Annotated in this window: 16 protein-coding genes and 1 pseudogene; 10 read left to right on the forward strand and 7 right to left on the reverse strand. The window is 72.4% G+C overall.

Annotation, left to right across the window (positions count from 1 at the left end):
* Window positions 1-12: 12 nt before the first annotated feature.
* Complete coding sequence (locus OG737_RS30795; RefSeq protein ID WP_328929470.1) at window positions 13-294, reverse strand: hypothetical protein; 282 nt, start codon at window positions 292-294, stop codon at window positions 13-15.
* 127 nt (window positions 295-421) lie between these two features.
* Here OG737_RS30795 and OG737_RS30800 point away from each other — a divergent pair, with 127 nt between their 5' ends.
* From OG737_RS30800 to OG737_RS30815, 4 genes are all read left to right on the forward strand, one after another.
* Complete coding sequence (locus OG737_RS30800; RefSeq protein WP_328929471.1) at window positions 422-994, forward strand: putative glycolipid-binding domain-containing protein; 573 nt, start codon at window positions 422-424, stop codon at window positions 992-994.
* Window positions 995-1,352: 358 nt separating this feature from the next.
* A complete protein-coding gene (locus tag OG737_RS30805; protein WP_328929472.1) occupies window positions 1,353-1,931 on the forward strand; it encodes a sigma-70 family RNA polymerase sigma factor in 579 nt (192 codons plus the stop codon).
* Between the two features lie 938 nt (window positions 1,932-2,869).
* The gene (locus tag OG737_RS30810; protein ID WP_328930531.1) at window positions 2,870-3,637 is read left to right on the forward strand and encodes an IclR family transcriptional regulator C-terminal domain-containing protein; all 768 of its coding nucleotides are present in this window, start codon (window positions 2,870-2,872) and stop codon (window positions 3,635-3,637) included.
* 166 nt (window positions 3,638-3,803) lie between these two features.
* Window positions 3,804-4,295, forward strand: a complete 492-nt coding sequence (locus OG737_RS30815; RefSeq protein ID WP_405922237.1) for a hypothetical protein — start codon at window positions 3,804-3,806, stop codon at window positions 4,293-4,295.
* A 27-nt stretch (window positions 4,296-4,322) separates the two neighbouring features.
* On the opposite strand, the gene OG737_RS30820 is transcribed toward OG737_RS30815, so the two are convergent.
* The 3 genes from OG737_RS30820 to OG737_RS30830 all read right to left on the reverse strand — a co-directional run bounded on the left by OG737_RS30820 (window position 4,323) and on the right by OG737_RS30830 (window position 6,016).
* Entirely contained in the window at window positions 4,323-5,060 is a 738-nt protein-coding gene (locus tag OG737_RS30820) for a VOC family protein (protein ID WP_328929474.1), read from the reverse strand.
* Window positions 5,061-5,336: 276 nt separating this feature from the next.
* Window positions 5,337-5,537 carry a DUF5988 family protein gene (locus OG737_RS30825; RefSeq protein ID WP_328929475.1) on the reverse strand — a complete coding sequence of 67 codons (201 nt, stop codon included), beginning with the start codon at window positions 5,535-5,537 and terminating at the stop codon, window positions 5,337-5,339.
* A gap of 41 nt (window positions 5,538-5,578) precedes the next feature.
* A complete protein-coding gene (locus tag OG737_RS30830; RefSeq protein ID WP_328929476.1) occupies window positions 5,579-6,016 on the reverse strand; it encodes a VOC family protein in 438 nt (145 codons plus the stop codon).
* A 211-nt stretch (window positions 6,017-6,227) separates the two neighbouring features.
* On the opposite strand from OG737_RS30830, the gene OG737_RS30835 reads away from it, so the two are divergent.
* Window positions 6,228-10,172 (forward strand): Pls/PosA family non-ribosomal peptide synthetase, encoded by a 3,945-nt coding sequence (locus OG737_RS30835; RefSeq protein WP_328929477.1) that lies wholly within the window; start codon window positions 6,228-6,230, stop codon window positions 10,170-10,172.
* 67 nt (window positions 10,173-10,239) lie between these two features.
* Window positions 10,240-11,655: a M1 family metallopeptidase gene (locus tag OG737_RS30840; RefSeq protein WP_328929478.1), complete on the forward strand. Its 1,416-nt coding sequence runs from the start codon at window positions 10,240-10,242 to the stop codon at window positions 11,653-11,655.
* A gap of 56 nt (window positions 11,656-11,711) precedes the next feature.
* On the opposite strand, the gene katG is transcribed toward OG737_RS30840, so the two are convergent.
* Window positions 11,712-13,943, reverse strand: coding sequence for a catalase/peroxidase HPI (gene katG, locus OG737_RS30845; RefSeq protein ID WP_328929479.1), 2,232 nt, complete (start codon window positions 13,941-13,943; stop codon window positions 11,712-11,714).
* A 387-nt stretch (window positions 13,944-14,330) separates the two neighbouring features.
* On the opposite strand from katG, the gene OG737_RS30850 reads away from it, so the two are divergent.
* Both OG737_RS30850 and OG737_RS30855 read left to right on the forward strand, forming a co-directional pair.
* On the forward strand, window positions 14,331-14,741 hold the full coding sequence (locus OG737_RS30850) for a Fur family transcriptional regulator (RefSeq protein WP_328929481.1): 411 nt from the start codon (window positions 14,331-14,333) through the stop codon (window positions 14,739-14,741).
* A 110-nt stretch (window positions 14,742-14,851) separates the two neighbouring features.
* Window positions 14,852-15,469 (forward strand): NAD(P)H-dependent oxidoreductase, encoded by a 618-nt coding sequence (locus OG737_RS30855; RefSeq protein ID WP_328929482.1) that lies wholly within the window; start codon window positions 14,852-14,854, stop codon window positions 15,467-15,469.
* Between the two features lie 59 nt (window positions 15,470-15,528).
* Here the strand turns inward: OG737_RS30855 and OG737_RS30860 are convergent.
* Window positions 15,529-17,408 (reverse strand): annotated as a pseudogene (locus OG737_RS30860) (protein kinase domain-containing protein).
* A 203-nt stretch (window positions 17,409-17,611) separates the two neighbouring features.
* Here OG737_RS30860 and OG737_RS30865 point away from each other — a divergent pair.
* Both OG737_RS30865 and OG737_RS30870 read left to right on the forward strand, forming a co-directional pair.
* Window positions 17,612-18,166 (forward strand): PadR family transcriptional regulator, encoded by a 555-nt coding sequence (locus tag OG737_RS30865; RefSeq protein WP_328929484.1) that lies wholly within the window; start codon window positions 17,612-17,614, stop codon window positions 18,164-18,166.
* A gap of 82 nt (window positions 18,167-18,248) precedes the next feature.
* Window positions 18,249-19,973, forward strand: a complete 1,725-nt coding sequence (locus OG737_RS30870; protein WP_328929485.1) for an acyl-CoA dehydrogenase family protein — start codon at window positions 18,249-18,251, stop codon at window positions 19,971-19,973.
* A gap of 65 nt (window positions 19,974-20,038) precedes the next feature.
* Here OG737_RS30870 and OG737_RS30875 read toward each other — a convergent pair whose 3' ends face one another.
* Window positions 20,039-22,198 carry an FUSC family protein gene (locus OG737_RS30875; protein ID WP_405922238.1) on the reverse strand — a complete coding sequence of 720 codons (2,160 nt, stop codon included), beginning with the start codon at window positions 22,196-22,198 and terminating at the stop codon, window positions 20,039-20,041.
* Between the last annotated feature and the right edge of the window lie 13 nt (window positions 22,199-22,211).

The following is a 22,211-nucleotide window of genomic DNA, read 5'->3' on the forward strand; positions in this document are numbered from 1 at the left end:
TCGGACGGCCGGTCAGGATCGGCCCCCGGCGGTGATCTCGTCGCGGATCAGATTGCGGTGCTCCTCGTACAGGAGACGCGCGTCGTCGCTCGCGAGCGCTTCGGTGCCGAGGCCGCACGCGCAGGTGACGACGGCGAGGTCCGATGCGGCCCGCCGGCTATTGCCCTCAGGGGCGGTACAGCCGTCGCCCTTCACGTTCTCGAAGCGGAGGCGGTGGCGGGAGACGGGTGGGCGCCGTTCGTCGGGAGTGACCGTCGAGTCGCCGTAGTCGAGGGTGAACCGGTGTTCGTTCATGCGTCCATCATCGCTTCTCCGACTGGCTCGGCACCGGTTGCGGCGCGCCCCGCGCACACCGTCGCCGGGGAGCGGCCGGGCGCTGCGTTCCCGTATGCGGACGGCGTCGCGACGTAGGCTCGCCCGTATGAGTACTCGTCACCTCGCGCGCACCTGGGAGATCTTCCCCGACAGGGGGTACTCGACGGCCTGGCTCGGCCTCACCGGCAGCCGCCTCGCCGCGCGCGGGCGGTCCGTGGGCCTGGTTCCCGAGCCGTACTGGGTGACGTACTCGCTGGAGACCGCCGACGCGTACGTGACCTCGCGCCTGCACGTCACGGTCGAGACGGCGGCATCGTCCCGGACACTGGACCTGCGCAACGAAGCGGGCCGTTGGACGGCGAACGGCGAGTACCGGCCCGATCTCGACGGCGCCCTCGACTGCGACCTGGGCCTGTGCCCGGTGACCAACACCATGCCCGTACTCCGTCACGGCCTCCACCGGCAGCCCGGAACCGCCCCGCACCACTTCCTGATGGCCTGGGTCTCCGTCCCCGGCCTCGACGTCAGCGCGAACCGGCAGACGTACACGCACCTCGCCCGCGCCGAGCACGGCGCGCGCATCCGCTACGAGTCCGGCGACTTCCGCAGCGACGTCGAGTTCGACGACGACGGGCTGGTACTGGACTACCCGCTCCTGGCGACGGCGCTCACCCGCTGACGCCCGCGCCGCGGGGCGGCTGCCGGGTTCGCGAGGCGACTCCCGCGTACGCGAGGCGGCGCGCGCGGGTGTGAAGCGGCGCGCGTGGGTGTGAGGGGCGCGCGAAGGGCCGGATGCGCCCGATCCGGAAAATTTCCGGACAGCGGCGTGCACGAACGGGCGCTTTCTTCGATGGGGTGGTCCGTAGGGGGCGCTCGACGCTCCACAGCTGCCGCGCCCGGGGGCAGGCACGCCCGTTTCGCACACGCCATTTGAAGGGTTTCCGCCGACGTGAATGTTGCCGAGATCGCCGCCCTCGTGCTGATAGACGCCACCGTGTCCCGGGTGTTCGCCGTTGATGTCAGCTGTGGAGGAGTGCATGAGTGAGGGCGAGTTCGACCCATCCGGAGACCGGGCGGTCTCCAGCGAGCTGGTGGGGGTGCTGCCGGTGGACTTCACCGCCTTCCACTCCCAGCACCACCGGGCCTACCTGCGCTACGCCCATCTTCAGCTGGGCGGCCGCAAGGACGCCGAGGACGTGGTCGACGACGTCTTTACCTTTCTGCTCAAGGTGTGGCCGCACGCCCTGAAGGAGGCAAGCCTGCACGCCTTCGCCTGGGCCGCGCTGCGGGAGCACGTCGAGCGGCGCATGGCCGCCCTGAACCGGCCGGTGGCGATGGTGGAGACGGCCTGGTTCGCGGCTCTGCGCCGTTCCTCCCGGGAACGGCTGGAGCTGCTGGAGTCCAAGCTCGGCCTGTACTCGGCCATCGCCGACCTGCCCGAGCGTCACTACGACGTGGTGCTGCTGGCTTTCCTGCTGGGCAACGAGTACGACACGGTCGCCCGGATGATGGGCATCGCCCCCGCGACCGTCCGCTCGCACATCCGCGGCGCACGCCGAACCCTGTCCCGCAAGCTCGGGGTGGACTGGATCCCGGGAGAGGAGAAGGCCCAGTGAGCGATATGACACGCGACCGCGACATGGAGTTGTGCGAACTGGACGCGGCCCTGGAGAACGCGACGGTACTGGCGGAGGAGTACGCCGGATACGACGAGTACGCCGCCCGCCGCCGGATCGCCCGCCGCGTCGTGGCCGACCGCGCCCGCCAGACGAAGGCCTGCGCGGGGGGCGCCGCGCCGCTGCCCGGACAGGGGACCTCGGTGTCGGCCGATCGCCTGGTGCTCGACGCCGCCTGCCATGTACGGGCCGCGAGGAGCCTGGAGGACCTGACCCGCCGCCTCGTGGAGAACAGGGCCTTCGCCCAGCTCGCCCTGGCCGCCGGATCCTGGCCCCACAGCATGGAATCGGCGCTGCTCTTCGGCAGCCTCCTGCACCTGGCCGGCAAGACGGAGGGGGCGCAGTTCTGGTTCCGTTACGCGGCCGGAGCCGATTCGCGGACCGGTGCCCACTGCCTCTACCTCCACCACCTCGCCCGCGCCGAGGTCGCCACCGCCCGCCACTGGAAGCGCCAGGCCGGGCTGCTGCCCGCGGACGAAGGCCTGTCCGCGTTGCCCGGGATCCCCGATGACCTGGAGGACGCGCTCGGGGCATCGGTCATCTGGAGCACCCCGCCCATCACCACCCAGGACCTCACCACCCTCGCGGGCGGTCCCGGATGCTGCGGGCACACCGGCTACCGGCTCCCCGTACAGCTGCGCGGGGCCGTCACCGCACTGCTGTGCTCGGTGGACCCGGACCTCGGCGAGGTCTTTCACCCGGGCCCGCACGTCGCGGTCGCCGTCGCCCAGCACGCCCGGCTCAATCCCCTGCGCCTGACCGACGAGGCGAACGCGTGGGCGCACGAGGCACTCAAGCCGCCCCGCCCGACCCAGGCCGGACGCAGGTTCCCCGAGGGACGGCCGGCGTCCGCCGCGCTCGAATCCGTTCACCAGGCCTTGCGTGTCCTGGAGATCATCAACCGCCACTCGGGCGGCGTGAGCCTGACGCAGGTCGCCCGTGAGACGAAACTGCCCCGGTTGGTGCTGGCCCGGGTGATGGAGCGGCTGACCGGGGCGAACCTCGCCACCGCGATCGGGCCGGGCGCGTACGTGGCGGGTGGGGCCCTGTTGCCGACCGGTGCGGTGAACGCGGACCGGCGCGGGCAACTCCACGAGGCCCTGGTGTGGGTGAGGGACGCGGTCGGCGCCGCCGTCTACGTGGCCCGGTACACCGATGGCGACATTTCCATCACCCAGTATGCCGACGGCCCGGCCACACCGCTGGTGGAGGAATGGGTGGACTTCAGGACGGCGGCGCACGCCTCCGCCGTCGGCAAGGCGTTGCTGACGCAGCTCGACCACGAGGGCCGACGGGACCACCTGTCCCGGCACGGGGCCGTCCGGTTCACCTCCCACACCATCACCAGCCACCAGACGCTCTTCCACCAGCTCGACGCACGCGAGCCCGACCAACCCCTGCTGGACGTGCAGGAATACGCGCTGGGCACGGTGTGCGCCGCGGTCCCCATCACCGCCGGCCGGAACGCCGAGTGCCTCGCCCTGTCGCTCCCCGCCCCGGATCCGTACCGTCTCCAGCAGGCCGCGCGGATCCTGCAGAGCGAGGCCGCCACCGTGCTGCTCGCCCTCGTCGTGGCCGGCAGCGCCCCGAGCCGGACAGCCCGCGCGGGCGAGCCGGGGAGCGGCCTCCTGGCCACGGTCTTCTAGGCCGAGAGAAGGACAGGCCCGCCGCGAACGCGTGACGGGCCGTCCGCTGTTCAGCCAGGCGGACGCCCGCCCGGGACACGGCGGCTCGGGGTGCGCCGTCCGCCCGGATGGGGGAAGCTGGGCATGGCCGAGCAGCGTGGACGGTGGGACAGACGAGGAGGGTCTCGTGGTGACTTCAGGAGACGGCCGGCTCGCCAGTGCACCCCGCCCCAGGGTGCGGACGGCCACCTTGTTGTGCGCGGCAGTGGCCCTCGTGGCGGCCGCCGTTCCGGCCTCCGCGCAGCCGGGGGCCGCACCGGCCCCGACCCCGAAGCCGGGAACGGTCGTGGTCGCCGACTGCTTCGACCAGGCCCAGGTGCGACCGGAGGAATACCTGCTGGCCTGCGGGGACGGCAACAACCGCCTCGTGGAGCTGCGCTGGGACACCTGGGGGCAGCGGACCGCGACGGCCACCGGTACCGACATGGTGAACGACTGCAGCCCCAACTGCGCCGCAGGCCGCTTCCACCCCTACCCGGTGACCGTGACCCTGAGCAAACCGCAGCCCTGGCCGGAACGCGACCATGTCCGGCGCTTCACCATGATCCGGCTCGTCTACCCCGACAACGCGCCGTACCCGGACGCGAAGAAGGACGTGTCGTACAAGCTCGTGTACTGACGGCGCGGCCGCGAGGCGGCGCAGCAGTCAGGCCGATGGGCGCTGGGGGCTCATCACGGTGAAGAGGGCGCCCTCGGGGTCGCCGAGGGTCACCGAGCGCTCGGCGCTCGTCGTACGGACGGGACCGGCGATCCGGCCGCCCAGTGCGGTGGCGGCGTCCGCCGCACGCTCCAGATCGGGTACGTGGAAGTGGACGTGCCAGCGGGGGCGGACCAGCGGGTCGGGGGCCTCCTCCAGAGCGCCACCGTTGATCCGCGCGACGGTTTCGTGACCGTGCCGCAGCACGACGTGGTCGTGCTCGTAGGAGACGGTGCACGAGCCGGGCCGCTCGGCGGCCCAGTCGAGGACCTCGCCGTAGAAGATGGCCGCGGCGAACGCGTCGCGCGTACGCAGTTCCAGCCACGCCGGAGCGCTTCCCCGGCCCACCGCCCAGTCCGGGATGACCTCGCCCTGCCAGAAGCCGAAGACGGCCCCGGCGGGGTCCGCTGCCAGGGCGGCCCGCCCGGTGCCGAAGGCGAGAGGGCCGACGGCCATGGTCGCGCCGCGTTCGCGGATGCGCGCGGCGGTGGCGTCGGCGTCGTCGACGGCGAAGTACGGCGTCCACGCCACCGGCACACTGAGGCCCTCGGCCAGCGCGCCCATGCCCGCGACGGGAGTTCCGTCGCGCAGGGCGACCGTGAAACCGTCACCGATGCGCGTGCTGCGGAATTCCCAGCCCAGCACGGCGCCGTAGAACCGCCGGGCGGAGTCCAGATCCCGAGTCATCAGGCTGACCCAGCACGGTGCACCAAAGAGTTCATGGCTCGACGTCGACACAGCTGTCAGCCTCATCTGCAGGTCGCAGGGCGGGGGACTTCCTCACCGTAGCTCCGGCGCGGGCGACCGGCCGCGAGGCTCGGCCCGCACCGTCCTCGGCGCCTCCCAACGGCTCCCGCCGGGCGAGCCGTTGATGCGGAGCCGGCCCTGGCGCCGGCCGTGCCGTGCCCTGTGGCGGCGCGTGCCGCGCGTGCAGCGGGCGGGTGATACGACGCGGTCACCGCTCTACTCGGCGATCTCCGTCCGCTCCCACCACTCGTACACGGGCAGCTCGCCCTCCGGTCCGGCCCGGTGCCGCGACGTGGGCCTGAAGTGCTCGTATCCGCCGAGGTGCGGGATCTTCAGGTCTTCTCCGGGGGCGGGGGCCGGGACGATCCGCTCGCGCAGGTCGTCCGGGCCGCCTTCAAGCGCTGCCTTGTCTGCCATGTCTCCAGTCTTCCGACCTGCGGGACCGCCCGCATGTCGAATCAGGCCTGCTGGGCGCTGATGTTGACCATCCAGGTGATGCCGAAGCGGTCCGTGCACATGCCGAAGACGTCGCCCCACATCTGCTTGTCCAGCGGGACCGCGACCGTGCCGTCGGCGGAGAGACCGTCCCAGTAACCGCGCAGTTCGCCGGCGTCGTCACCGCTCAGGCTCACCGCGATGTTGTTCCCGGGCTTGTGCGTCGTTCCCGGTGGGTTGTCGGCAGCCATCAGGGTGAATCCGCTGTCGGTCTCGAGGATGCCGTGCATGATCCTTTCAGCGGCCTCGCCGGGAGGCCCTCCGGCGTTCCCGGCCTCCTGCCCGCCGAAGTCACCGTACGTGTTCAGCGTGAGGATGCCGCCGAAGGTCCTCTTGTAGAACTCCATGGCCTGGCGGGCGTTGCCGTCGAAGCTGATGTAAGGATTAAGTCGAGAAGGCATGACATTCCCCTTTCCTCATGAGATGTCAGTTCTCGCAGACTAGGCGATGCGCAATACCGTTCCTTCCCAGCCACGCGCAAGGGTTCAACCGGAAAATCCTTGACGACGCACTAGACTGGAGGGCTGTTTGGCGCTGGACCGGAACAACCTGGGCAAACCCGGGCTCCGCCCGGCGACCCGGAGGTTTTCCGGAAACGAGACACGAGGGCCGATGGCAGCCACACCTGAGCGTGGTGAACTCACTCTGCTCGACGAGGGTGAGACGCACCGGGAGACGCACGAGGAGTCGTACGAGGGGACGTACGAGGAGTCCGGCAAGTCCGCCCGGTTGTCCGCCGGGCCCGCCGCCCCGCCGCGTACCCTCGTCGACGTCTTCGAGGCCTCCGTACGGGAGTACCCCGACGAGCTCGCCCTGGACGACGGCTCCGCCCGGCTGACCTACCGGACACTGGCCGTCGAGGTCGAGCGCCGTCGGCGCGCCCTCGCGGCCGCCGGAGTGGGGCTCGGTGACCGGGTCGGCGTACGCGTGCCGTCCGGGACCAACGAGCTGTACGTGGCCATCCTCGCCGTCCTCGCCGCAGGTGCCGCCTACGTGCCCGTCGACGCCGAGGACCCGGACGAGCGCGCCGAGCTGGTCTTCGGCGAGGCCGGGGTGCGGGCCGTGCTGGGCGCCGGAGCGCGCATCGACACCACCGGCCACGCGGACGCCCGTACCCCTTCCGCCGCGCGGCCCGGCCCCGAGCACGACGCCTGGATCATCTTCACCTCCGGCTCCACCGGCAAGCCCAAGGGCGTCGCCGTCAGCCATCGCAGCGCCGCCGCCTTCGTGGACGCCGAAGCCGCGCTGTTCCTCGCCGAGGAGCCGATCGCACCCGGCGACCGGGTCATGGCCGGACTGTCCGTGGCCTTCGACGCCTCCTGCGAGGAGATGTGGCTGGCCTGGCGCCACGGAGCCTGCCTCGTGCCCGTACCCCGCTCCCAGGTGCGCAGCGGCGCCGACCTCGGTCCCTGGCTGGTGGAACAGGAGATCACCGTGGTCTCCACGGTGCCGACACTGGCCGCGCTCTGGGAGCCGGACGACCTGGGTGAGGTCCGGCTGCTGATCTTCGGCGGCGAGGCCTGCCCGCCCGAGCTGACCCAGCGCCTGGTCACCGAGGGCCGCGAGGTCTGGAACACGTACGGCCCCACCGAGGCCACCGTCGTCGCCTGCGCCTCGCTGCTGACCGGCGAGGAGCCGATCCGGATCGGCCTTCCGCTGAACGGCTGGGAACTGGCCGTGGTCGACGAGTCCGGTGAGCCGGTGCCGATGGGCGGCAGCGGCCAGCTCGTGATCGGCGGCGTCGGCCTGGCCCGCTACCTCGACCCCGAGAAGGACGCCGAGAAGTACGCCCCACTGGAATCCCTCGGCTGGGAGCGCGCCTACCGCAGCGGTGACCTCGTCCGCGCGGAACCGGAGGGGCTGGTCTTCCTCGGCCGCGGCGACGAGCAGATCAAGCTGGGCGGCCGCCGGATCGAGCTGGGCGAGGTGGATTCCGCACTGCAGGCCCTGCCCGGCGTCGCCGGCGCCGCCGCCGCCGTGCGCACGGCGCGCAGCGGCAACCAGCTGCTCGTCGGCTACCTGGTCACCCAGGAGGGCTGGGACCGCGCGGCGGCCGTGGAGCGGCTGCGCGCCGAGCTGCCCGCCGCCCTCGTACCGCTGCTCGCGCCGGTCGACGAGCTGCCGACCCGTACCTCCGGCAAGGTGGACCGGGACGCGCTGCCCTGGCCGCTGCCCGAACTGGAGACCACCGGCCCAGTCGAACAACTGTACGGAACCGAGGCCTGGCTCGCCGAGCAGTGGAGCGAGACCCTCGGCGTGGCCGTCACCGGCGCCGCCGACGACTTCTTCGCGATCGGCGGCAACAGCCTCGCCGCCGCCCAGCTCACCACCCGGCTGCGCACGCGCTACCCGAGCGCGGCGGTGCTCGACATCTACCAGCAGCCCACCCTGCGCAAGCTGGCCCGGCGGCTGGAGAAGTCCGTACAGGACGACGGCGCGGCCCGGACCATCCTCCCGGTCCCGCTGCGGTCCAAGGTGATCCAGTCGCTCCTGCTGCTCCCGCTGTTCACCCTGGTCGGCCTGCGCTGGACCGTGGCGCTGCTGGCCCTGGGCAACGTGCTGCACCTGTTCGGGCCCTTTCCGTGGGCGCCGACCGCCTCCTGGTGGCTGGTCGCCGCCGGCGTGGTGCTGCTCTTCAGCCCGCCGGGCCGCCTCGCGATCGCGGCCGGCGGCGCTCGCCTGCTGCTGCGCGGGGTGAAGGCGGGACGCCACCCCCGCGGCGGAAGCGTCCACCTGAGGCTGTGGACGGCCGAGCGGCTGGCGGAGTACGTCGGCGCGACCTCACTCACCGGGTCCTGGCTGGAGCGCTACGCACGCGCTCTCGGTGCCAAGATCGGCCCCGAGGTGGACCTGCACTCGCTGCCCCCGGTCACGGGCATGCTCAAGCTCGGCCGCGGCTGCGCCGTCGAGTCCGAGGTGGACCTCTCCGGGCACTGGCTGGACGGCGACCGCCTCGAAATCGGCCCGGTCAAGGTCGGCGCGGGCGCCGTGGTCGGCACCCGCAGCATCCTCTTCCCCGGCGCGCGCGTCGGCAAGCGCGCCGAGGTGGCCCCCGGCTCCGCCGTGGTCGGCCAGATCCCCACAGGCCAGCGCTGGGCCGGAGCGCCCGCCGGCAAGCTGGGCAGGGCCAAGCGGAACTGGCCCAAGGAACGCCCGCCGCGCGGGCTCCCCTGGCGGGCCGCATACGGGGCGGCCGGCTTCGGCCTCACGGCCCTGCCCGTGCTCGCCACCCTGCCCGCCCTGCTCGTGCTGAGCCGGTTCGTGCCGGCCGACGCGAGCCTTGCCGACGCCCTGCGCGGGGCGCTGCTCGCCGTGGTGCCCGGGGCGCTCGCGTACGGGTTCGCGTACGCGCTGCTCCTGCTGGTCTCGGTACGGCTGCTGAGCCTCGGGCTGCGTACGGGAAACCATCCGACGCACAGCCGGATCGGCTGGCAGGCCTGGACGGTCACCCAGCTGATGGACCTGTCCAGGGAAACCCTCTTCCCGCTGTACGCCGGGCTGATCACACCGGTGTGGCTGCGGCTGCTCGGCATGAAGATCGGCCGCGGCGCGGAGGTGTCCACCGTGCTCGCGCTGCCGAGCCTCACCACCGTCGGCGAAGGCGCCTTCCTCGCCGACGACACCCTGACCGCCCCGTACGAACTGGGCGGCGGCTGGATGCGGATCGGACACTCCGAGATCGGCCGCCGGGCCTTCCTCGGCAACTCCGGAATGACCGCGCCGGGCCGCAACGTACCGGACGACGGGCTGGTCGGCGTGCTGTCCGCCACCCCGAAGAAGGCCAAGAAGGGCAGCTCGTACCTGGGCCTGCCGCCGGTCCGGCTGCCGCGTTCCGCCTCGGATGCCGACCGGAGCCGGACGTACGACCCGCCCGCGCGGCTGCTGTGGGCGCGCGGACTGGTGGAGCTGTGCCGACTCGTCCCGGTGTTCTGCTCGGCCGCCCTGGCCGTGCTGACCGTGGCGGCGCTCTGCGCGCTGATCACGGCGAGCGGCCTGGGGATCTGGGGAGCGGCGCTGCTGTCCGGAGCGACCCTGCTCGCCGCCGGTGCGGCCGCGTGTGCGGTCGCCGTGACCGCGAAGTGGCTGCTGGTGGGCCGGCACCGAACGGGGGAGCACCCCCTGTGGAGCGGCTTCGTATGGCGCAACGAGCTGGCCGACACCTTCGTCGAGGTACTGGCCGTGCCGTGGCTGGTCGGATCGGTGCCCGGTACGCCGCTGCTGGCCCTGTGGCTGCGCGGACTCGGGGCGCGGATCGGCCGGGGCGTGTGGTGCGAGAGCTACTGGCTGCCCGAGACGGACCTGGTGGTGCTGGGCGACGCCGTCAGCGTGAACCGTGGCTGTGTGCTCCAGACCCACCTCTTCCATGACCGGATCTTGAGGACGGATACTGTGGTTCTCCGTGAGGGCGCCACCCTGGGCCCGGGCGGAATCGTCCTGCCCGGGAGCACGGTCGGGGCCCGCAGCACACTGGGTCCCGCGTCACTCGTGATGGCCGGGGAATCCGTCCCCGCCGACACCCGCTGGCTGGGCAATCCGATCGAGGCGTGGCGGTCCTGAGAACGGCGGCCCGTCCTCGACAGAACCAGCACGTCGTACGAGCACAGCGCAGGGAGCGGAAGCGGCAGTGAGCGGCCAGAAGACAGCGGCATCGGACCCGTACTTTCCGGCCAACGGAGACCCCCGTTACCGCGTGCACCGGTACGAACTCGCTCTGGAATACCGTCCCGGCCCCAACCGGCTCGCCGGGTCGGCCCGGCTCAGCGCGATCGCCGGGCGGGCGCCCCTCACCGAGTTCCACCTCAACCTGGCCGAGTTCAAAGTGGGCCGGGTGCTGGTGAACGGCCGGGCCCCGCACTACGCGCACCGGGGCGGCAAACTCCGTATCCGGCCGGCCAAGCCGCTTCCGGCGGGCGCCGCCTTCACCGTGGAGGTGCACTGGGCGGGCAACCCCAAGCCGGTGCGGAGCCCGTGGGGCGGCCTCGGCTGGGAGGAACTGACCGACGGGGCGCTGGTCGCCAGCCAGCCGGTCGGCGCGCCCTCCTGGTATCCGTGCAACGACCGTCCCGCCGACAAGGCCTCGTACCAGATCTCCGTCAACACGCCCTCCGCCTACACGGTGGTGGCCTGCGGCCGGCTGCTCACCCGGACGACGAAGGCCAGTACCACCACCTGGGTGTACGAGCAGTCCGCGCCGACCTCCAGCTACCTGGTCGGCCTGTCCATCGGCATGTACCAGACGGTGCTGCTCGGCGATCCCGGGCTCGGTGGCGTTGCGCAGAGCGCCCACGTGCCGGCGCACCTGCTGCCGCGGTTCTCCCGCGACTTCGCCCGGCAGCCCGCGATGATGCAGCTGTTCGAGGAACTGTTCGGGCCCTATCCCTTCGGCGAGTACGCGGTGGTCGTCGCCGACGAGGAACTCGACGTCCCCGTGGAGGCCCAGGGCCTCTCCCTGTTCGGCGCCAACCACGTGGACGGCGTACGCGGTTCGGAGCGCCTGATCGCCCACGAGCTCGCGCACCAGTGGTTCGGCAACAGCGTGACCATCGCCGACTGGCGGCACATCTGGCTGAACGAGGGCTTCGCGAAGTACGCGGAATGGCTCTGGTCGGAGCGCTCCGGCGGACGCACCGCGCACGAGCTGGCGGCCGCCGCACACCGGCTGCTCGCCTCGCAGGCACAGGACCTGCACGTGGTCGACCCGGGCCGCAAGCTGATGTTCGACGACCGCCTGTACCAGCGCGGGGGGCTCGCCGTGCACGCGATCCGCTGCGCCCTGGGCGACGGCGCGTTCTTCCGCATGCTGCGTGACTGGGCCACCATCCACCGCCACGGAGTGGTGACCACCGCCGGCTTCACCAACCATGTGGTCCGGTACGCGGCCACGCCGATGGACGACGTGTTCTCGGCCTGGCTGTACGAGCCGTCCCTCCCGCCGCTGCCCTCGGCGCCCTCGGCGCCCGCGCGGCCGTCGATACCGGCGAGGCCGGAGTACCCGCCCACGAACGGCGGGCCCACGGGCCGGGGCAGGGCTTCCGCGTAGCGGAATTCCGCCGAGGAGGTCCGGGCCGGCCGGCGGGGCCGGCCCGGACCCGCTGATCAGGCGAGGTCGAACCGGTCGAGGTTCATGACCTTGTCCCACGCCGCGACGAAGTCCTTCACGAACTTCTGCTTCGCGTCATCGCTCGCGTAGACCTCCGCGAGCGCGCGCAGCTCGGAGTTCGACCCGAAGACGAGGTCGGCACGGGTGCCCGTCCACTTGACCTCGCCCGTGGCGGCGTCGCGGCCCTCGAAGGTGTTCGCGTCCCCGGACGTTGCCGTCCACGCCGTGCCCAGGTCGAGCAGGTTGACGAAGAAGTCGTTCGTCAGGGACCCGGGGGTCGTGGTGAAGACACCGTGCGCGGACTGCTGGTGGTTCGCGCCGAGGACGCGCAGGCCACCGATGAGGACCGTCAGCTCGGGGGCGCTCAGGGCCAGCAGGTTCGCCCGGTCGAGCAGCAGGTACTCGGCAGGCAGCCGGTTGCCCTTCCCGAGGTAGTTGCGGAACCCGTCGGCGGTCGGCTCCAGCGCGGCGAAGGACTCCACGTCGGTCTGCTCCTGCGAGGCGTCCGCGCGGCCCGGTGCGAAGGGGACCGTGATCTCGGAGCCGGCGTCCTTGGCGGCCTGCTCGACGGCCGCGCCGCCGGCCAGCACGATGAGGTCGGCGAGCGAGATCCGCTTGCCGCCGGTCTGCGCGGCGTTGAAGGCTTCCTGGATCCCCGTCAGGGTCCGCAGGACGGTGGCGAGCTCGTCGGGCTCGTTGACCTCCCACCCGCTCTGCGGCTGGAGGCGGATGCGCGCACCGTTGGCGCCGCCGCGCTTGTCGCTGCCGCGGAAGGACGAGGCCGCCGCCCACGCGGTGGAGACGAGCTGGGACACCGACAGGTCCGACGCGAGGATCCGGCTCTTGAGGGAGGCGATGTCCGCGGCGTCGACGAGCTCGTGCGTGACGGCGGGCAGGGGGTCCTGCCACAGGAGCGTCTCGGCCGGGACCTCGGGGCCGAGGTAGCGCACGACCGGGCCCATGTCGCGGTGGGTCAGCTTGAACCACGCGCGGGCGAAGGCGTCCGCGAACTCGGCGGGGTCCTCGTGGAAGCGCCGCGAGATCTGCTCGTAGGCCGGGTCGAACCGCAGCGACAGGTCGGTGGTGAGCATCGTCGGGGCGTGGCTCTTCGACGGGTCGTGGGCGTCGGGCACGGTGCCCGCCCCGGCGCCCTCCTTCGGCCGCCACTGGTGGGCGCCGGCGGGGCTCTTGAACAGCTCCCACTCGTAGCCGAACAGGATGTCGAAGAAGCTGTTGTCCCAGGCGGTCGGGGTGTTCGTCCAGATGCCTTCGAGACCACTGGTGATCGCGTCGGCGCCCTTGCCGGTGCCGTAGGCGTTCTTCCAGCCGAGGCCCTGCTCCTCTATCGAGGCGGCTTCGGGATCGGCGCCGACGTTCTCCGCGGGACCCGCGCCGTGGGTCTTGCCGAAGGTGTGACCGCCCGCGATCAGGGCGACGGTCTCCTCGTCGTTCATCGCCATCCGGCGGAAGGTCTCACGGATGTCGCGGGCCGCGGCGAGCGGGTCCGGGTTGCCGTTCGGGCCCTCGGGGTTGACGTAGATGAGCCCCATCTGGACCGCGCCCAGGGGGTTCTCCAGCTCGCGTTCGCCGGTGTAGCGCTCGTCGTCGAGCCAGGTGGTCTCGGGACCCCAGTAGACGTCCTCGTCGGGCTCCCAGACGTCGGCGCGGCCACCGCCGAAGCCGAAGGTCTCGAAGCCCATCTGCTCCAGGGCGACGTTACCGGTGAGGATCATCAGGTCGGCCCACGAGAGGCTCTGGCCGTACTTCTTCTTGACCGGCCACAGCAGACGGCGGGCCTTGTCGAGGTTGCCGTTGTCCGGCCAGCTGTTCAGGGGGGCGAAGCGCTGCTGGCCGGCCCCGGCGCCGCCGCGGCCGTCGCTGATCCGGTAGGTGCCGGCGCTGTGCCAGGCCATCCGGATCATGAACGGGCCGTAGTGGCCGAAGTCGGCGGGCCACCAGTCCTGCGAGGTCGTCAGCACCTCCGCGATGTCCTGCTTGACCGCCGGGAGATCGAGGGTCTGGAACGCCGCGGCGTAGTCGAACTCCTCGCCGAGCGGGTTGGCGACGGCCGGGTTCTTGGCGAGGATCTTCAGGTTGAGCCGCTCGGGCCACCACTGGCGGTTTCCGCCGCCCTGCGTCGGGTGCGGCGCGCGCCCGTGCGCGACCGGGCAGCCACCTACGCCCTCGGCCTTCGCGTCTACGACGATTGCATCATGGTTCTCGGACATGGGAATCCTTCCGTACCAGGCGGATCGCGGTGTTCAGGAACTGAATGCGGTGGAACAGCCGGGGCTCCGGGCCCCGGCACATGTCCTCGGCCGTGTCGATCTCCTCGACGCCGAGGTGGTCACCGTCCCGGACGGTCTCGAACAAGTGGGACGCGAGCGGCCGTCACCTGCGGCATGCCGGCACCGCTGGGCTCCTCGGCGGTGGTCCGTCACGTCTCTGTCTCCCGCCGCTGTGGAGTCGTCCTGCCTCTTTGCTATCTGTGAAACCGATCCTACGATGGACAGAATCCAAGTCAAGAAGGCCGCCAACCCCATATGCCGTCGGATCCCGGACGTCTGCGCACACACGCCGGGGCATCCCACCGAACCGAAGAGGGGAACCGATATATGAGTGACCTGCTGGAGCGGCTGCGGGGGCGTGGCTGGCGGATGACGTCCCAGCGGCGGGTCGTCGCGGAGGTCCTCGACGGAGAGCACGTGCACCTCACCGCCGACGAGGTGCACGCCCGCGCGGTGCGGCTGCTGCCCGAGATCTCCCGCGCGACGGTCTACAACGCCCTGGGCGAGCTCGTCTCCCTCGGCGAGGTCGTGGAGGTCTCCACCAACGGGCGTGCGAAGCGCTACGACCCGAACGCGCACCAACCGCACCAGCACCTGGTGTGCTCCGACTGCGGCCTCATCCGCGACGTCCGCCCGGCCGGCGACGCGCTGGCCGGCCTCCCGGCCGAGGAGCGGTTCGGCTTCACGGTGTCCGAGGTCGAGATCACCTACCGCGGGCTGTGCCCGGCCTGCGCCTAGGTCGAGTTCGCCCTGCCGTCTGCCGGAATAACCTTTGAGACCCGGGGGGTTGGAGGGGTGGAAGCATCCGATTCCCCCTGGTGCCCGGGGGTCCGACGACCGGAGCAGACATGACCACCGAGACGCCCCGCGACGCAGACCGCTCGTTCCTCTTCGTCCTCGGCAGCTCCCGTCCGGACGGCAACACCGAGATCCTGGCGCGGGCGGCCGCCGAACAGCTGCCCGCCGGCGTCCCGCAGCGCTGGGTGGACCTGGCCCGGCTGCCGCTGCCCGACTTCCAGGACGGGCGGCACGACACCGGCTCCTGGACCGTCGGCGAGCACGAGGAACAACTGCGCCGGGCCACCCTGGAGGCCACCGACATCGTCATCGCCTCGCCCTTGTACTGGTACGCCCTTTCCGCGCACACCAAGCGCTACCTCGACTACTGGTCGGGCTGGCTCGCGGTGCCCGGCCTGGACTTCAAGCAGCGGATGGCGGGCCGGACCCTGTGGGGGGTGACGGTCATGGCGGACGAGGACGAGGTGGTCGCCGACGGTCTGGCGACCAGCCTCAACCACACCGCCGCGTACCTGCGGATGCGGTTCGGCGGTGTGCTGCTCGGCAACGGCTCCCGCCCCGGCCAGGTACGCGACGACGAGCGCGCGGCGATCCGAGCGAAGACGTTCTTCCAGCGCGAGGCCCCGCTCGCCCGGTTCCCGTACGAGCAGGACCCCGCGGGCCGGTAGCCGGGGCGGCAGACCCGGGAGGTGTCCCGTCCGCCCGGGTCGGGTCCGCCCGGGTCCGCCTAGGTCTGCCTCGTCCAGCGCTGTGACGCCTCCCCGCCGCACGTCTTCGTCACCAGGCCGCTGGCCATGCCCAGGTCGAGGCAGCCGCCGCCGTAGTCGCTGCGCAGGCTGCCGCCCGAACCCGTACGCCACAGTCGGCCGAAGTCCTGGGCGCAGTCGCCCACGAAGACGGCCTGGCCGAGACCGTTGGAGTACAGGCACCCGCCGCTCTGCTGGTTGACGAGCTTGAAACTGCCGTCCGACGTGCTCTGCACGGTCCATCGGGCGGTCGCGTTCGCGCAGTCGCCGAAGTCCGAGGCACCGTAGATCTGGGTGATGCACTTGCTGTTGTTGCCGTTGCGGTAGCGGTAGGTGCCGGATTCCGGGGGCGCCGGGGCCGTGGGGGCGGTGGTCGTCCCGCCGCCGGTGGGGCGCGTGGTGCCGGTGCCGCCCGCGTTCGCGGAGCTTCCGGATCCGCCCGAGCCGCTCTGACCGCCGCTCGCGCTCCGCCTCCGGGGCCGGTTCCGGCGCCCCCGGCGACCGCGACCGGGGCGCCGCCCGGCCCGGCCCGGCCCTTGTCGCTGCCGTCCCCCTCGGGCTTGTCCTGGGCGGGCGACTGCGCGGGTGACGCCGTCCCGGACGGGCTGCCGCTCGCCGGCGGGGCCGTCGGGTCGCCCGGCGCCGTGATCTGGACGGACGGGGTGGTCCGGGCCCCGGCCTGCGGCGAGGTCGTGTTCGGGAGGTGCTGGATCGCGAGTGTCGTACCGCCCGCGACCACGACGACGGGGACGACGGCGAGGAAGACGCGGGTACGGCGGCGCCGTTCAGGCCGTTCGGGCCGCGGCTCGGGCCGTGCCGGAAGGGGCTCCACCGCGGGGGTGGGCTCCGCCCCGGGGGCCTTCTCCGGCTCCTTCTCCGGTCCCTTCAGCCCTTCCGGTTCGGGGTTTTCGCCGGTGAGGGGGACTGTCGGTACGTCGACCGCCTGCACGTTCGCGGCGAAGGCGGCCCGCTCGGCCAGGCGCTCGGCGACGGCCGCCGGCCATGGCGGCGCGGTGGCCGGGATGTGCTGTTCGGCGCGTTCGAGGAGTTCGGCGGCGGTGGGCCTGCCTTCGGGGTCTTTGTCGAGACAGGCCGCGACGAGCTCGGCGAGCTCCGGTTCCAGCTCCCGCAACGGCTCCAGGTCGGGCTCCTCGTGGACGATGCGGTACAGCACCCCGGGCCCCGACTCGTCGCCGAAGGGCGGCTGTCCGCACGCGGCGTACGCCAGCACCGAGCCCAGCGCGAACACGTCGGTGGCGCCGCTCAGCCGCCGTGTGCCCGAGGCTTGTTCGGGTGCCATGTAGGCGGGCGTGCCCACGACCATGCCGGTCCTGGTCAGCTGGCTCTGCTCGGCGGCCCGGGCGACGCCGAAGTCGATGAGGGTGAGGCCGTCGAGGGTCAGCATGACGTTGGACGGCTTGAGGTCCCGGTGCACCATGTCCAGCGCGTGCACCGCCGCCAGGCCCGCCGCCGCTTCCCGCAGCAGCAGCCACAGGGCCTGCGCGGGCAGTGGGCCGCCGTGCAGCCCGACGGCTTCCCGCAGGGTGAGCCCGGGGATGTAGGCGGTGGCGAACCACGGGGGCCTCGCGGTGCGGTCGCTGGCGAGCAGCGGCGCGGTGGCCTCCGCCGGAAGCCGGGCGAGATTGTCCAGTTCGTGCCCGAAACGGCGCACGAAGTCCTCGTCCTCGCCGACGACGGAGGCCAGCAGCTGCTTGACGGCGACGTACCGGCCCTCGTGGACCCCGAGGTACACCCGCCCCATGCCTCCGGCCCCGAGCCTGCCCGCCAGCGGAATCGACCCGATCCGGTGCGGATCCCCCGCCTCCAGAGGCTCGGCCCCGCTCCCCCTGAGCTCTAACACGTCAGCCCCGCTCGAATTAGAAACAGTTTCTAGGAATCTAACCCGATTCCCGCGACGGCAACGCGCCCGGGTGAACGCCGACTTGCTCCTCGACGGGCCGCGGCCGGCCATCGGTGCGGACCCGGGAGCCGGCGCCGTGAGCCGCGTCTCACCGGGGCGGTGACGCTTGTCTATGCAACGAGTTGCATAGAAGGATCGGAGGCATGGCACTTGAGCACGCGATCCTCGTCTCCCTGCTGGAGCAGCCTGGCTCCGGATATGAGCTGGCCCGCCGGTTCGACCGGTCCATCGGTTACTTCTGGACCGCCACCCACCAGCAGATCTACCGCGTGCTCAAGCGCATGGAGGGCGACGGCTGGCTCGACGTCCGCGAGGTGCCCCAGCAGACGAGGCCGGACAAGAAGGAGTACTCCGTCGCCGCGGCGGGCCGGGCCGCCCTCTCCGGTTGGCTCCACGAGCCGATCCAGCCCGACAGCGTCCGGCACGAACTCGCCGTGAAGATCCGCGGCGCGGCCTTCGACGACCCGGCCGCACTGATCCGCGAGGTCGAACGGCACCACCGCGCGCACGCCGACCGGCTCACGCACTACCTCGCGGGAGAGCTGCGCGACTTCACCGGCTCTGACGCTCCCGCGGCGCCGGACGCCGGGCGGGAGCTCCAGCACGTCGTTCTCCGCGGCGGCATCGCCTACGAGCGGATGCAGCTCGCCTGGCTGGAGGACGTACTGGCCACGCTCCGGCGGACCGCGGCCCCCTGATCACCCGCACCGCTCACCCCGTACGTCTCACCCCGCACCCCTCATCCCGCACCCCTCATCCACCACCGAAAGGCGAACCTCCATGACCGACCCGCTGCTGTTCAACCCGCGCACCTACGACCCCGCGCATTTCGACCCCGAGACGCGCAGGCTGCTGCGCGCCACCGTCGACTGGTTCGAGGACCGCGGCAAGCGCAGGCTGATCGAGGACTACCGCTCGCGCGCGTGGCTGGGGGACTTCCTCGCGTTCTCCGCGAAGGAGGGGCTCTTCGCGACCTTCCTGACCCCGGCCCCCGCCGCGGGCCAGGACGAGCCGGACAAGCGCTGGGACACCGCACGGATCGCCGCGCTCAACGAGATCTTCGGCTTCTACGGCCTGGACTACTGGTACGCCTGGCAGGTCACCATCCTCGGTCTCGGGCCGGTCTGGCAGAGCGACAACGCCGCCGCCCGCAGCCGTGCGGCGGAACTCCTGCGCGAGGGCGAGGTGTTCGCCTTCGGCCTCTCCGAGAAGGCCCACGGCGCCGACATCTACTCGACCGACATGCTGCTGGAGCCCGATGGCGACGGCGGATTCCGGGCCAGCGGGTCCAAGTACTACATCGGCAACGGCAACGCCGCGGGTCTCGTCTCCGTGTTCGGCCGCCGCACCGACATCGACGGCCCCGACGGCTACGTCTTCTTCGCCGCCGACAGCCGCCACCCCGCGTACCAGCTCGTGAAGAACGTCGTCGACTCCTCCAAGTACGTCAGCGAGTTCCGGCTCGTCGACTATCCGGTCGGCGCCGACGACGTCCTGCACACCGGCCGCGCCGCCTTCGACGCCGCGCTCAACACGGTCAACGTCGGCAAGTTCAACCTCTGCACCGCGTCCATCGGCATCTGCGAGCACGCGATGTACGAGGCCGTCACCCATGCGCAGGGCCGCATCCTCTACGGACGCCCCGTCACCGCCTTCCCGCACGTGCGCCGCGAGCTGACCGACGCCTACGTCCGCCTCGTCGGCATGAAGCTGTTCAGCGACCGCGCCGTCGACTACTTCCGCTCGGCCGGGCCCGACGACCGCCGGTACCTGCTGTTCAACCCGATGACCAAGATGAAGGTGACCACGGAGGGCGAGAAGGTCATCGACCTGATGTGGGACGTCATCGCGGCGAAGGGCTTCGAGAAGGACACCTACTTCGCCCAGGCGGCGGTCGAGATCCGCGGCCTTCCGAAGCTGGAGGGCACGGTCCACGTCAACCTGGCCCTGATCCTCAAGTTCATGCGCAACCACCTGCTGGAGCCGGTCGAGTACCCGGCCGTGCCGACCCGCCTGGACGCGGCCGACGACGACTTCCTCTTCCGCCAGGGCCCGGCCCGCGGCCTGGGCTCCGTACGCTTCCACGACTGGCGCACGGCCTTCGACGCGCACGCGGCCGTGCCCAACGTCGGCCGCTTCCGCGAACAGGCCGACGCCCTGTGCGAGTTCGTCACGACCGCCGCCCCCGGCGAGGAGCAGAGCCGGGACCTCGATCTCCTTCTGGCCGTGGGCCAGCTGTTCGCGCTGGTCGTGCACGGCCAGCTGATCCTGGAGCAGGCACAGCTGTCCGGTCTGGACGAGGACGTGCTCGACGAGCTGTTCGGGGTCCTCGTGCGCGACTTCTCCGAGCACGCGGTGGAGCTGTACGGCAAGGACTCCGCCACCGCGGACCAGCAGAGCTGGGCCCTCGGCGCGGTCCGGCGCCCGGTCGTCGACGCCGACCGCTCGGCGCGCGTCTGGGCGCGCGTGGAGGCACTGGCCGGGGCGTACGAGATGGCCCCCTGACCCACCGGTCCACACCGGGCGGACGGCTCCCGGCAGTGGGGGCCGCCCGTCCGGCGCCGAGGTGATCAGGCCGGGCCGGCCGGGCCGGGGGAGCGGTCGGATGCCGTCATGCGCTCGATGTCGGTGGCGAGCGAATCGAGCCAGGCGAGGGCGGTGAAGAACCGCAGTGGGGCGACGTGCGGCGGCACATCGGACCCGGCGTCCGGCCCGGCATTCGGGCCGCCATCGGGCCCGGGCGTGAGCCCGCCGCCGGGCCCGGGTGCTCCGCCCGGCGCCAGGCCCGTACCCGCCCATCGCGCGGCCTCGCGCAGCCGCCTGGTCACCCCGTCGGCCCGGCCGTGCAGCCACGCCCCGTTGTCCTCGTCGAGGGCCGGCCCCCCGTGGCCGAGCACCCGCCGCGATCCCCACAGCACGTGATGGCCCGCCATCATGGCCGCCTGCCAGTCCGGCGCGGCGTCGGCGGGCCCGCGGGGCTCGCCCTGCCGCTGCGCGAACGCGGACTCCGCCAGCAGCAGCGCCTTCCGGAGCGGCCGGTCGTCGAGGGTACGTCCCGGTCGGCCCGCCACCGCGGCGGCCGAGGCGCTCTCGACCGTCTCGGCGGCCCGCGTCAGCAGCAGCGCGACCGCCCTGTGCAGTTCCTCCTGCGCGCCCCGGGGCCAGGCGAGCAGCCCGAACACGACGCCGATGAGGCTGCCGACGATCACGTCCAGGAACCTCACCTCGGCCAGTTGCCACGTCACCGGTGCCAGCTGCGCGAAGACGAAGGCCACGACGAGGGTGAACATGCCCTGGGCCCAGCCCACGCCCCGTACCGGCCCCACCCGGAACGCGATCAGCATGATGACCGGCAGGGCGACGGCGTAGACGGTGGTACGGCCGCCGATCAGGAACAGCAGGACCGCGGTGACCAGGGCGCCGAGCAGCGTGCCGGTGAGTGCCTGACGCACGGTCGCGCGGGTCTGGGAGGCCGTGGTCCGGGTCAGGCTGAGGACGGCCAGCATCGCCCAGAAGCCGTGGGGCAATGAGTCCACGCCCGCGACCGTACGGGCGGCGGCGAGCGCGAAGCTGATCCGTACGGCGTTCTGGAAGTACACGGACCGAGGCCCGGCGTGTGCCACCAGCCGGTGCCACCACAGGCGGGGCGCACGCTGACCGGCGTACCAGAAGCGGGCCCGGTCGGTCTCGGCCGGCAGCGGCGCGCGCCGGCCCCGTACCGCCAGTTCGGACGCCGTCGTGAAGGCCACGGCGGCGGCCGCCGCCTCCATCAGCGCCGCCCGGCGCCGGCCCCGTGCCGCGGTCGAGAGCTGCTCCACCGCGGCGGCTTCCGCGGCATCCTCCCGTACGCGCCGCAGGGCGCCGGCCGCGTCGGTCGCCTCGTCCGTTCCGTTCAGCAGGGCCGCGCTCTCGGTGGCGGCCCCGCCGACCGCGAAGAGCAGGTCGGACCCCTGCGCCGGAGGCGGGCCGCCGCCGGGCGGCGGGGGAAGGTTCGCCAGCCGGCCGAGGAGCGTGCGGCAGACCATGCCCGCGTGGGCGAGGGCGCGGTCCCGCAGGCCCGGCCCGGCGGGGCGGTCGGCCTCGGCGACCCGGGAGGGCCGCAGCGACTCTCCGGCCGCCCGGGCCGCCTCCGTCGAAGCGGCGGACAGCGTGTACGGTGCGCGGCCGAGCTCGGCGGCACAGAGGGCCGCGGTGCCGGCCGCCTCGGCGGCCAGTAGCCGGTAGGCGCGGGTGGGCGGCTCGGGCAGCACGAAGATCTCGGCGAGGAGCAGCAGTGCGAGGCCGAAGGTCGCCCCCGCGAGACGGTCGCCGAGGGTGTCCGGTGCGTAGGGCGGGAAGCACGGCAGGATGTAGAGCAGCTGCAGCCCGGGAGCGGCTCCCGCCGCCCGGGGCCCGGCAGCCGCCACGAAGGCCAGGACGAAGCCGATCAGCAGCATGCCGGCCACGGCGCTCCAGGTCCGCACCGCGAGGTAGGTGCCGGCCGTGATCAGCACCCAGGCCACGGGCGTGGCCTTGACCATGACGGCCGCCCGCTGGCGCCCGGTGCCGGGGATGTGGGAAAGGGCCCCCAGGGACACCACCGAGAACAGGGCGTACGTCGCCGCCACGGTCCGGTCCAGCCCGTACAGGCATACAAAGAACCCGGCACACGCGGCGAGGGTGGTGCGCACCGCGCGCTGTGTGACGCTCGCGGGGCCGCGGCCGACGCCTGCGTCGCGTTGGGCGCCCATGACTCCAGCATCG

Source organism: Streptomyces sp. NBC_00122 (assembly GCF_045160845.1).
In the GTDB taxonomy this organism is placed as follows: Bacteria; Actinomycetota; Actinomycetes; order Streptomycetales; family Streptomycetaceae; genus Streptomyces.